At 54.0% G+C, this 12,035-nt stretch carries 11 protein-coding genes; all 11 read right to left on the minus strand.

The window, feature by feature from the left end; translation table 11 throughout:
* Positions 1 to 2: 2 nt before the first annotated feature.
* The 11 genes from ACMV5H_RS15425 to arnB all read right to left on the minus strand — a co-directional run bounded on the left by ACMV5H_RS15425 (position 3) and on the right by arnB (position 11,865).
* Entirely contained in the window at positions 3 to 1,445 is a 1,443-nt protein-coding gene (locus tag ACMV5H_RS15425) for a protein adenylyltransferase SelO (protein WP_021804580.1), read from the minus strand.
* A gap of 284 nt (positions 1,446 to 1,729) precedes the next feature.
* Complete coding sequence (locus ACMV5H_RS15430; RefSeq protein WP_021804581.1) at positions 1,730 to 2,467, minus strand: EAL domain-containing protein; 738 nt, start codon at positions 2,465 to 2,467, stop codon at positions 1,730 to 1,732.
* A 301-nt stretch (positions 2,468 to 2,768) separates the two neighbouring features.
* A complete protein-coding gene (locus ACMV5H_RS15435; RefSeq protein WP_059202022.1) occupies positions 2,769 to 3,782 on the minus strand; it encodes a lipoate--protein ligase A in 1,014 nt (337 codons plus the stop codon).
* 57 nt (positions 3,783 to 3,839) lie between these two features.
* The gene (locus tag ACMV5H_RS15440; RefSeq protein ID WP_021178133.1) at positions 3,840 to 4,298 is read right to left on the minus strand and encodes an NlpC/P60 family protein; all 459 of its coding nucleotides are present in this window, start codon (positions 4,296 to 4,298) and stop codon (positions 3,840 to 3,842) included.
* A gap of 167 nt (positions 4,299 to 4,465) precedes the next feature.
* Complete coding sequence (gene arnF / locus ACMV5H_RS15445; RefSeq protein ID WP_059200705.1) at positions 4,466 to 4,855, minus strand: 4-amino-4-deoxy-L-arabinose-phosphoundecaprenol flippase subunit ArnF; 390 nt, start codon at positions 4,853 to 4,855, stop codon at positions 4,466 to 4,468.
* The gene (gene arnE, locus ACMV5H_RS15450) at positions 4,852 to 5,196 is read right to left on the minus strand and encodes a 4-amino-4-deoxy-L-arabinose-phosphoundecaprenol flippase subunit ArnE (RefSeq protein WP_414822062.1); all 345 of its coding nucleotides are present in this window, start codon (positions 5,194 to 5,196) and stop codon (positions 4,852 to 4,854) included. The genes arnF and arnE overlap by 4 nt, the downstream gene beginning before the upstream one ends.
* Complete coding sequence (gene arnT, locus ACMV5H_RS15455; RefSeq protein ID WP_021804585.1) at positions 5,193 to 6,857, minus strand: lipid IV(A) 4-amino-4-deoxy-L-arabinosyltransferase; 1,665 nt, start codon at positions 6,855 to 6,857, stop codon at positions 5,193 to 5,195. Before arnT ends, arnE begins: the two co-directional genes overlap by 4 nt.
* Positions 6,854 to 7,765 carry a 4-deoxy-4-formamido-L-arabinose-phosphoundecaprenol deformylase gene (arnD, locus tag ACMV5H_RS15460; protein ID WP_414822063.1) on the minus strand — a complete coding sequence of 304 codons (912 nt, stop codon included), beginning with the start codon at positions 7,763 to 7,765 and terminating at the stop codon, positions 6,854 to 6,856. Before arnD ends, arnT begins: the two co-directional genes overlap by 4 nt.
* Entirely contained in the window at positions 7,762 to 9,744 is a 1,983-nt protein-coding gene (gene arnA, locus ACMV5H_RS15465) for a bifunctional UDP-4-amino-4-deoxy-L-arabinose formyltransferase/UDP-glucuronic acid oxidase ArnA (protein WP_059202021.1), read from the minus strand. Before arnA ends, arnD begins: the two co-directional genes overlap by 4 nt.
* The gene (gene arnC / locus ACMV5H_RS15470; RefSeq protein ID WP_021804588.1) at positions 9,744 to 10,724 is read right to left on the minus strand and encodes an undecaprenyl-phosphate 4-deoxy-4-formamido-L-arabinose transferase; all 981 of its coding nucleotides are present in this window, start codon (positions 10,722 to 10,724) and stop codon (positions 9,744 to 9,746) included. The genes arnA and arnC overlap by 1 nt, the downstream gene beginning before the upstream one ends.
* Complete coding sequence (arnB, locus tag ACMV5H_RS15475; RefSeq protein WP_021804589.1) at positions 10,711 to 11,865, minus strand: UDP-4-amino-4-deoxy-L-arabinose aminotransferase; 1,155 nt, start codon at positions 11,863 to 11,865, stop codon at positions 10,711 to 10,713. The genes arnC and arnB overlap by 14 nt, the downstream gene beginning before the upstream one ends.
* Positions 11,866 to 12,035: the final 170 nt, after the last annotated feature.

Genomic DNA, 12,035 nt, shown 5'->3' on the forward strand with positions numbered 1-12,035 from the left:
ATTCAGCTCGAACAGGAAATTTCCAGATGCTTACCCCAATCCGGTGGCAAGGCCGCCAGATCGTCATACTGGGCATCATCGGCAAAAGGTTGCAGCAACGCCTGGTGCAAACGTGCCAGCTTAGTGACATCGTCCTGCTCTGCCGCTTCGATGGCCTGCTGCGCCAGATAATTACGCAAAATCAGTTTAGGATTCGCCAGCTTCATCGCTTGCTGGCGCTCGGCATCACTCACCTGTTCAAGCTGTAAGCGCTGGCGATATTGTTGATACCAGCCGTCAAACGCCTCTCGATCGATAAATTCATCGCGCATTGGCGTTTGCGACTGTTGCTGCTCAACATCGCTCAATAGACGGAAGGTTCGAGTGTAGTCACGCCCTTCTTGTGCCATCAGACTCAATAAGCCGGTCAGCAGATCGTTATCCTGTTTTGACTGGGTGAAGAAGCCCAGTTTGGCACGCATTTGCTCGCCATAAGCCTGCATCAGCGCCGGTTCATAGGCGGCCAGCGCCTGCTGTAACTGCTCGGCACTCAGCAAACCGGACAGCGTTTGCGCCAATCGATGCAGATTCCATAGCCCCACGGCTGGCTGGTTATCGAACGCATAACGGCCCTGATGATCGGAGTGATTGCAGATATAGTCTGGCTGGTAGTCATCAAGGAACCCATAAGGCCCATAATCCATCGTCAGGCCGAGGATCGACATATTGTCGGTATTCATCACCCCGTGGGCAAACCCCACGCACTGCCAGTGAGCAATCATACGTGCGGTACGTTCCACCACATCGGTAAACCACAGCAGATAGCGATCTTGTTCATCAACCCATTGCGACCAATGGCGCGCAATAACGAAGTCCGCCAGTTGCCTGACCTGTTCCGACTGTTTGCGGTAATAGAAATGTTCGAAATGACCAAAGCGGACATGGCTTTCCGCCACTCGCAGCAGCATTGCCCCGCGCTCCGGTTGTTCACGGAACACCGGATGCTCGCTGGTGACAATTGTCAGGGCCCGCGTCGTCGGGATCCCCAAATGGTATAGCGCCTCGGAGGCCAGGAATTCACGGATCACCGAGCGCAGCACCGCCCGCCCATCGCCCATGCGGGAATACGGCGTTAACCCAGCGCCTTTCAGATGCCAGTCCATACTGCGGCCGTCCGCGAGCCGCTGTTCGCCCAGCAGGATCCCCCGGCCATCTCCCAACTGCCCCGCCCAGGAACCAAACTGATGGCCGCTGTAAACCTGCGCCAAAGGCTGCATGCCGGGTAACAGGGTTTCACCTGCCCAGATTGGCGTTTTCTCTGGAGTAAACCAGCTAGCGTCCAACCCCAGTTCCTCAGCCAGCGGCTGGCTGTAATACAGCAAACGGGCCGCTTTGAGCGGCGTCGGCTGCAGTGCGGTATAAAAACCAGGCAGCTGTTGGTAATAAGCGTTTTCAAATTGCGGCATAGGCCCTCCGTAACGCTTAGTGTAGAGCCTGGAGGAGCGGATTAACACGGAGGATTTACAAGGGAATCGCCCCTGGCCGGAAAGCAGCAGGGGCGTGGTAGACTAAAAAGCGGTGGTGAGCCCTGTTAGCTTGGTTATTTAGCGCCGGCGACGTGAGTCTTTTAATGACCTACTACGCGCATGGCTAAAGTGCTTTATCAATGATAAAGCGACAATAATTATCAGTACTGGGATCACGGTAAAAATCATCCAGTCCACTATTTACCCCGGTGTGTAAGCAAAAATCAGTTATTATTATCGAACTCTTCAGCAATCCTGCGTAGAGACCGCAGATTATCCACACTGATGGCAGGCCATAAAAATCCCTGTAGCCCTAAAACACCGGTGTTGGTCAGTTTATTGAAATACTCATGTTTCTCAATGCCGCAAACAATAACTCCCTTACAAAGTTGATTGATATTCTTAAGCAGTGAATCGATAACCAGGTCATATCCCTGTTGGGTAACCAATTGCCAATAAAAACGTTTGTCGATCTTCACAACATCAAATAAACCATCGTACAAGGCGGTCAACGTCGCTTTGCCCGAACCGAAGCCATCGAGCCACAGCGAAAAGTAAGCACTTAACAAGCGGATTTTCCCGTTGTCTTTCCCCGCGGAAAGGTTGGGGAAACTCTCGTTGATTTCAAAGGCAATAAACGGCAACTGCTGAACGCGTTGACGACGCTCTTCGCTGCCAAGCAGCCAATCGACAACCGTTTCTTCGATATTAATGGTCAACAGCACCTTGTTGGCAACAAACCACGAGGCCTGCTTTTCGGCCAGCATTAACTGGTCGTTGAATAACTCAATCCTTTGTTCCGGGGTTAATAACCGCAGGCCGATCTCCGTAGGCATCGCCAGGTTATCGCCCGAGCCAGTAAAACGGGTGAGAAGTTCCACCGCCAGTAATCTTCCCGTCATGGCGTAAATCGGCAGGAAGACATACTGACTAATAAAATCAACGTCAGATTGAATATTCATTTTAATGCCAGAGGCTTAATGGCGTGCAAAACATCCTATAACAATAAGTTATACCGATCAATCCCTGGGAGATAGTTCAGAAATAGTAATGCGATTAGCCAGGCATTGCCAAGTAATTGATAGTTTTAGCGATGTTTTTTTGTGCAGGCAGTCAGATGCGTTAATTTACTTTGCGGCAGCTATCGTTACAAATTAATAGCCTTATGCAAGGTGTGAATTCATTTTTGATGTTCAACGATCAGGTGATGCGGCGACCACCTGATTTTATTAATAAAATTCCTAATTTATTTGCCACACAGCACTACTTGATGGTTTCCAACAGCCAACGCCGCAACTCACTAAGCTCGTTCTCCTGCTGCGGATATTGCGCTACCAGCTGTGCACAACAGTCTGCCAACGCCTCGCTGCGATAGGCACAGCCCACCAGTTTTTCGGCCAAAGTCTGTAATGGCGCAGGGTTAAGGCTGTCGGTGAAGATCTGCGCGCGTACAATCGCGCCCTTCTCCACGTCAAAGAAGATATCCACCCCACCCCAGGTAAAGCGCTCATTCAGCAAGTGGCTAAACGCTGGCGCTTTGCCAAAATTCCATTCCCAACTGCTCTGCTTGGCAAATTGCTGGGCAAAATCAGGCAGGTCTGGGAAGACATCCGGGGAGATCACTTCCGGCTGTGCCGTTTCACCATAATGGGCGAAGAAAGCCTGAATGACGGCGTCACAAACCTGCTGATGGTCGATTTCTGGCACAAACTCGGCCAGGTTGGCGACCCTGGAACGCACGGAAGTGATGCCTTTCGCCTGCAATTTTTTCGGATCGGGATTGAGATAGTCTGCCAGGCGATTGAGATCGGCATTCAACAGCAGCGTACCGTGATGAAAACCGCGATCCTGAGTTTCGCGGTAGGCTGAGCCGGAGATCTTGCGCACTCCGTCGGCCGTTTCGACCACCAAATCGTTACGTCCGGAAGCCGAAGCATCAACACCCAGCTGTTTCAGCGCCGCCAGAATAATGCCGGTAGAGACGGTTTTATCATAACCGGGCTTACCGGCCATAAAGGTAAAGCAGGTATTGCCCAAATCGTGAAACACTGCCCCGCCGCCGCTGCTGCGCCGTGCCAGACGAATGCCATCCTGCTCCATTCGCCGGGTATTGCACTCTTTCCACGGGTTCTGCGACTGGCCGATCACCACGGTTTCGGCATTACGCCACAGGAAGAGGATTTTTTGCGTGGTCATTTCGCGGAAGATGCACTCTTCTACCGCCAGATTAAACCAGGGATCGTAGGAATCGGAAATCAATAAACGTAAGGAATTCATGGCAGTCACCTCATCATGCAGTGCTGCCATAATACACCAGATAGCGGGTTTGGGGCGTTAAATCCGGCGCGCCTGCCAGTACACCTTGCGCCAGTAAACGTTGTTGAGTGAGGAACGCGTCACGCCTTTGCTGGTAGAAGCATGAATAAACTCGTCGTTGGTATCGTAGATCCCCACATGCAGGCCATTCTCTCCGCTGCCGGTTTTAAAGAACACCAAATCGCCCGGCATCAGCTCGTCGCGCGAGACTTTGGTCCCCAGCCCGGTTTGCTGTGCCGTGGATCGCGGTAATTGCATATCAAAACGATCGCTGAAGGTGCGATAGACAAAGCCGGAACAGTCAACACCGCCGCGATCTAGCCCACCGTAGCGATACGGGGTGCCATACCATTGACGCAGTTGCTCGTTCAATTGCGCTACCACCACGATGGAATCGGACAAACGGCCACTCGGCGGCGGCGCATGGCTGCTGCAACCGGCGAGAATTAAACTGGCTAATAGAAACCACACACGCATCGCATTTTACCTTTCACTTGAACACCGAAGCGGATCAACCGCCTGCGATATTTCACCACGCCACCCCAGGTAAGGAGAATGCTGTTTGGCATTAATTTATCGCTCAAGATAATAAAAAGGCAAGGTTTGTCCATGAGATATTCGAATCAACAGCGTTTTTTCCGCTATTAACGATTTTTTGCCGCCCGATGGCTGTTAATCAACCAGACGCCGAACAGAATAAACAGCGTCCCCAGCGTTTTGAGCAAAGTGGCCGATTCATTAAACCAGGGCAGGATCACCGCCGCCAGGTAAACCAGCGCGTAGCTGACGCTCAATAGCGGATAAGCCCGGTTCAGTGGCAGATAATGTAGCGCGAAGAACCAGCACAGCATTGATAATGCATAGCCGAAGATGCCAACGGCCACCGCTATCAAGGCCATTCCGTACTGGCTGAGTAACGGCCAGGTAACATCGGCAAACGACAACAGCGGGATTTGCCCCATTCCCCACTTCATCAGCAACTGGGCCAACGTCACTAACAGAACGCTGCCCGCCCCCCAAAGATAACCTTTCATGATTGCAGACTCATCAGCAGGATCCCCAGCATGATCGACGCCACGCCGCACCAATGACGCACCGTAGTCGGCTCGTTAAACAACCAGCGTGCCGCCAGCGTCACCAGGACAAAATTGAGGCTCAGCATCGGATAGGCCAGGCTGAGCGGCAGGCGCTGCAACACATTTAGCCACACCAGCATGCCCAGCCCCAATAGCAGCACCGCCAGCGCCAACCAGCGCAGCGTTAAAGCCCGCCGCCGATCGCCAGCCTGTTGCCAGGTAAGGGCAGCCTGTTTCTGACACAGCTGCCCCGCACAGGTGAACAGGCTAACCAGGATCACCAACAAATACCCGATCATGGTTGCTGCTTATACCATACCAATGCCATGCGGTGCATCTCGACCACGCTGTCTGGCGGTGGCAAATCTGTCGGCACGTGCTCACCACGTGAGAGTTGCATTACCAGTGATACATCCCCCTGTTTGCGAGCCTGAGCCAACCAGCCAGCAAAATCTTCTTCGCCGATATAGTGGCCACGTGCATCGGGATACGCCAAGCCATAACTCAGCTCGCCTTTTTCACCGTACATCAGCACATCGCTGCGTTTCAGTTCCCAAGCCAGGCCAGCGGCGATACCCACACGATCGGCCAACACAAACTGGCTCTGGCTGAGCGTGGCGATATTGTCACGAATGAAGTTTTGCGGCTGCTTGGAGTCGATCACCTGCTGCGGAATAGCGTAGCCGATCAACAGACAAAGCAGCAGCGGACAGGCGGCCGCCCAGGTCCAGCGTTTTGCGTTATCACGAGCGGAAATCACGGCAAACAACAGCCAACCACCAAAGGCAATCAGGCCGAGCACGATTTTTGGCCACTCATCGGCGGTAAACAGATGCACTTTATGTAACACACCGGAGCCGATGAGCAACAACGCGATAATGCCAATCAGACCAAACAGGCCATTCAGTAAGGCATTCACCTTAAAGACGCGAGTACGTAACTGCCCCGCGCAATCCTCGGCGTAAGCCGCCATCAGCAGTGCCAACGGCGCCATGCAAGGCAGAATATAGGTCGGCAGCTTGCCTTTGGCGATGCTGAAGAAGATCAGCGGCATCACCACCCAGCTCAACAGGAAAAACAGCTCCGGGCGCTGCACACGCTCACGCCATCCCTTAAGCAGGGAACCTGGCAACAACCCCAACCACGGCAGTACCGCAGCGATCAGGATCGGGATGTAATACCAGAAAGGTGCCTTATGCTGGGCATTCTCTTCGGCAAAGCGCTGAATATGCTCCACCCAGAAGAAGTAGTTCCAATAATCCGGCTCTCGTTGGGCCACTGCCAGCGCCCACGGCAGGCTGAGCAGTACCGCCACCACGATCGCCACTGGCCCATAGCAGAACAGATCTTTGACCTTACGCTGCTGAATAACAATGGGGATAACGGCAATCACCGGCACTGCCAGCGCCAGAAAGCCTTTGGTCATAAAACCCATGCCACAGGCCAGCCCGAGCAACACATAGCCACCCAGCTTACCTTTGGCTGTGGTGGCTTTCAGCGTCAGGTAATAGCTGACCATGGCTGCCGTCAGCCACAGCGAGATCATCGGATCGAGCACGCTATAAGTACCGATACTGAAAACCAGCACCATTGACAGGAAAATCAGCACCGCCAGGTAGGCACGACGCGCATTTTTCCACATCAGCCAGGCCAGAGCAAAGACCAGCAAGGCGGTCAGGCCAGTGCTGAATATCGAGCCAAAGCGCACGGCAAAGTTGCTATCGCCGAATAACCACTGGCTAATGTTGTTAAACCAGTAACCGGCGACCGGCTTTTCAAAATAGCGCAGGCCGAGCAGATTAGGCACTATCCAATCTCCGCGTGCCAGCATTTCACGGCTGATTTCGGCGTAGCGGGTTTCATCCGGCTGCCACAGCAGCCGCCCATTCACCGGCAGCAGATACACCAGGGCAAAAAAAATGGCCAATACGATGGCCCAGGATCCTTTCAACGCTTTCATGAAACCTTTTCTCCCCCAACTTCGGTTTGATAACCCAACCAGCCTTCTCGGCCAGGAAATGGTGCGCGTATAATGCGGCCTAGCGGCAGTGATGACACGTCTTGGGGCAGCAATGCGCTCAGCGGGCAGAACTCGATGCCTTGCTGTTTTGCACGCTGTAACAGTTGTTCGAACATGGCCGACTGCGACATGCCTTCCACCTCGGTATGTATGGTGTACACAGGCACCCCACGATCGTTTGCTATCGCTCGCAGAATATAATCATTGAAATCCGCCATGCTGGTCTCACGACCAATCACCTCATCAAAGGTTGGAAGAGTCACGGGGATTTGCACCGTGCCCGGTTGGCCATTCTCTAATAGCGGACGGAACGGGTGGGTGCCACGGCAATCACTGTTGTACTCGAAACCAAAACCTTGCTTAACCTCCACGACGCGCTGATCGGCACGCCACCCCGCCACCGCCGAAAATCGGACCGGTTGACCGATCGCGTTTGACAGCGCATCAACGCCCAACTGAACCTGACGTGTCAACTCGGGTTTGGACCACTTTCCCACCTTGGCCTGCCACCCTTGATGATCCCAGGCATGCAACCCCACTTCGTGGCCCACTTCCGACGTGCGCTTCATCAACGGCGCCAAAGATCGGGAAATATTCCGCCCAGGCCACGCGGTCCCCGCCAGCAGGATATCCCAGCCATACAGGGAAGCGGCCTTGGAACGCAGCATTTTCAACAGGAATTGGGGACGAAGCAGGCGCCACAAGTGGCGCCCCATGTTGTCCGGCCCGACGCTGAAGAAAAAGCTGGCCTGAATATCGTATTTGGCAAACAGTTCCAGCAGGCGCGGCACCCCTTCACGGGTACCGCTAAAGGTGTCTACATCAACTCGCAGGCCGACCTTCCTCATGCACCATCACCTTCCTTTACCGTGGTACGCAGGAAGTAGTCCAGAGTTTCGGCAACGGTTTGCTGCATGGCGATCGTCGGCTGCCAGCCCAGCAGGCGGCGCGCGTTCTTGATGCTTGGCGTACGATGCTCAACGTCCTGATACCCTTTGCCGTAGTAGCTGCTGCTTTCCACGTCCTTGAAACCGGCAAACGGCGGGAAATTGCCGCGCAGCGGATGCTCATTGAAGCTGGCCAACAGCATTTCCGCCAGCTCACGAATACTGGCTTCGTTGGTTGGGTTGCCGATGTTGACGATCTGGCCATCGCACTGGCCGTCGCGGTTTTCAATAATGCGGTACAGCGCTTCAATACCGTCGTTGATATCGGTAAAACAACGTTTCTGCGCCCCACCGTCCACCAGCTTGATCGGTGAGCCTTCAACCAGGTTCAGGATCAACTGGGTGATCGCGCGCGATGAGCCGATACGCGCCGCATCCAGGTTATCCAGGCGTGGCCCCATCCAGTTAAACGGACGGAACAGCGTGAACTTCAGGCCTTCTTTGGCCCCATAAGCCCAGATCACCCGATCCAACAGCTGTTTGGAAACCGAATAGATCCAGCGCTGTTTATTGATTGGCCCGACGATCAGACGCGAGGTGTCCTCATCAAACTCTTTATCGTCGCACATGCCATAAACTTCTGAAGTGGACGGGAAGATGATGCGTTTGTTGTATTTCACACAGTCGCGAACGATTTTCAGGTTTTCTTCGAAATCCAACTCGAACACGCGCAGCGGATTACGGGTGTATTCGATCGGTGTGGCGATCGCCACCAGCGGCAGTACCACGTCGCACTTCTTGATGTGATATTCGATCCACTCGGAATGAATGCTGATATCCCCTTCCACAAAGTGGAAGCGTGGGTTATCCAGGAAACGGCTGATGGCATCAGAACCGATATCCAGGCCATAGATATCGTAACGATCTTCACGCAACAGGCGTTCAGTGAGATGGTTGCCGATAAAACCGTTCACGCCCAGGATCAGCACGCGGGTACGGCGCTTCATCACAGAGCTTGGCTTGGCAGCCAGACGTACGTCGCTCACCATGCCCATTTCCGCTGCCAGGCGGCTGCCTTGTACATACAAACCAGATTCGCTCTGGCCAGCTACGATTTCCAGCGCGCCTTCACCACAGGCAATCACCAATGGGGTGGTGCTCAGCACCGTGCCAGGCTGCTTATCATGCGCGGTGTCCAGCACGCGTGCGCGCCAAACGATCACTTTGCGCTGGCCCAGATAGCTGAATGCGCCCGGATAAGGTTCGGTGACAGCACGTACCAGGTTGTTGATTTCATGAGCAGACTTGTGCCATTGGATCTCACCGTCGGCAGCGGTACGGCGGCCAAAATAGCTGGCCTCCGCTTCGTTTTGCACCGTCAGGCTGGCCGTACCGTTTTTCAGTTTCGGCAACTGCTCTTTCAAGACAATCTGCGCCGCTTCCAACACTTTTTTGTGCAGTGTCAGCGCAGTGTCCTGCTCGGAAATCGCCACTTTATGCTGACCTACGATATCACCGGCATCCGGACGTTTGACCATCTTGTGCAGCGTGGCACCGGTCTCGGTTTCGCCGTTCACCAGCGCCCAGTTGATCGGCGCGCGGCCACGGTAGCGTGGCAACAGTGAACCATGTAGGTTAAAACCGCCTTTAGGAGCCAGAGAAAGGATCTCATCGCTCAACATATTGCGGTAGTAGAAAGAGAAAATGATATCCGGCTGTAGTTCACGGATACGCTCAACCCACAGCGGATGATTGACATCTTCCGGCGCATACACCGGCAGCTCCAGTTCAGCACCCTGGCGAGCAACGGAAGAGAAGAAGTTGTTTTCACCTGGATCATCGGTATGGGTAAATACGGCCTGTACGTCATAGCCCGCTTCTGTCAGCGCTTTCAAACCTGCGCAGCCGATATCATGGTAAGCAAATACAATAGCTTTCATCATTCTTCTTCCTGATTATTTTGGGTTGGTTTGGCACCGACCACTTTCTGGACAAAATAGCGGGGACGAGCGCGGACGTCGTTATAAATCCGGCCGATGTACTCCCCTAACAATCCCATACCGACAAACTGTGCACCGATAAAGGTGAATAACACCGCAAACAGCGTGAACACTCCGCCTGCCGCCCATTCCGGCCCCAGGACCAAGCGCAGCACGATCAGCAACACCGCCAGCACGAAGCCTGACAGCGCAATCACGCTACCTACCACGCTGAGCAGACGCAACGGCGTGGTAGTCAGGCAAGTGATCAGGTCATACATCAGGTTGATCAGCTTCATCAGGCTATATTTGGAGTCACCGAACTCGCGCTCAGCGTGACGCACCTCGATCTCCGTGGTACGGCGAGCAAAGGTGTTGGCCAGGATCGGAATAAAAGTACTGCGCTCATGGCAGTGCAGCATCGCCTCAATGATATGGCGGCGATAGGCACGCAGCATGCATCCATAGTCGCCCATGGATTTACCGGTCGCGCGCTGGATCATCATATTGATCATGCGGGAAGCCGTCTTGCGGAACCAGGAGTCCTGACGGTTGGCACGCACGGTCCCCACCACGTCATAACCCTCTTCCGCGACGCTGACCAGACGGGGAATTTCCTCCGGCGGGTTTTGCAAATCGGCATCCAGGGTGATCACCAGATCGCCACTGACCTGATTGAAGCCCGCCATGATGGCGGAATGCTGGCCGTAGTTACGGTTCAGCAGCACGGCAATAATGCAACTATCAGGCTGTTCCGCCGCAGCGGTCAGCATGGCGGCAGAGTTGTCGCTGCTGCCATCATCAATCAGAATAATTTCATAAGGTTGCAATAGTTGTTTACAGGCGGCGGTGGTGCGCTCCAACAAGGCAGGTAAACTCTCCTGCTCGTTGTACACCGGGATCACCACCGAAACTTTGCTAATAGGTTCAGCGCGAGACACGGGAAGACTCCAATACGGAAGACAATGCATTGACCACGCGATCGACATCGGCTTCGGTCATATCTGGGAACAGCGGTAAAGTGCACAGGCGTGCCGAGTTCCATTCGGTATTGGGCAGTGACAGCTGTGGGTAACGTTCGCGGTAGAATTTTTGCGTATGGGCGGCGCGGAAATGCAGACCGGTGCCGACCCCAACTTCTTTCAGCCGTTCCATCAGTTGATCGCGCCCAATGCCGCAACGTTGTTCATCAACACGCACCATAAACAGGTGCCAGGCGTGATCGTGCGGATAATCTGGTAACCCCAACGGCTGGAAAGGCGAATCTTGCAGCGCGGCCAGGTAACGTTCCGCCAGCACCTTGCGCCGGGCGTTCAACTCTGGCAAACGCGCCAGCTGCACCACAGCAATCGCCGCATGAATATCTGACAGGTTGTATTTGTAGCCAGGTTCAACCACTTCTGCCTGCGGCTTACGCCCCTGCAGTTGGCGGTCAAAAGCGTCAACGCCCAGGCCGTGGAACTTCAGGCAGCGGACGCGATCGGCCAATTCATCGTCATCGGTCGCGATCAGGCCGCCTTCAGCACAGGTCAGGTTTTTGATGGCGTGGAAAGAGAAAATGGCAGTACCCCGCGCGCCCACCCATTCACCATCGAAACGGGTGCCTACGGCGTGAGCCGCATCTTCAATCAGGGGGAGGTTGTGGCGTTCAGCCACTGCGCGCAGTTCATCCATCGGTAATGGTGCGCCCGCATAGTGAACGGGAATAATCGCTTTGGTACGTGGGGTGATGGCCGCCTCAACATCGGCTGCACTGACCATCAAAGTGTCCCGGTCAACATCGATCATCACCGGCGTAGCGCCAAGCAATTCGATCATGTTGAGGGTGGAAACCCAGGTTTGTGAAGGGGTAATGACTTCATCCCCTGGCCCGATATCCAGAGCCATCAGAGTGATGTGCATCCCCGCAGTTGCAGAGCAGACGGCAACCGCATGCTTGCATCCGAAAGTTCGGCAAAACTCGCTTTCCAACTGCTGATTTTGCGGCCCGGTGGTGATCCAGCCAGAACGCAACACCTTTTCTACCGCCGCAATTTCTTCATCCCCAATGGCCGGGCGTGAAAAAGGCAGGAATTGATCCATAATTAAACCCCAAACGTCTCGATTTTCTTTAAACTACTGTAAGACTTTTACATTTAACGAATAGTAAACGTCGCAAAGAATGATCACTGGTGGATTAACTGCCAATGTACTTGGGCAAGCTTAACTAAACCTTAAGGGAGAAATTATTATCAGGAAACCTTCTGTAAAAC

The organism is Serratia sp. N21D137 (genome assembly GCF_047530005.1).
GTDB classification, from domain to species: domain Bacteria; phylum Pseudomonadota; class Gammaproteobacteria; order Enterobacterales; family Enterobacteriaceae; genus Chania; species Chania fonticola_B.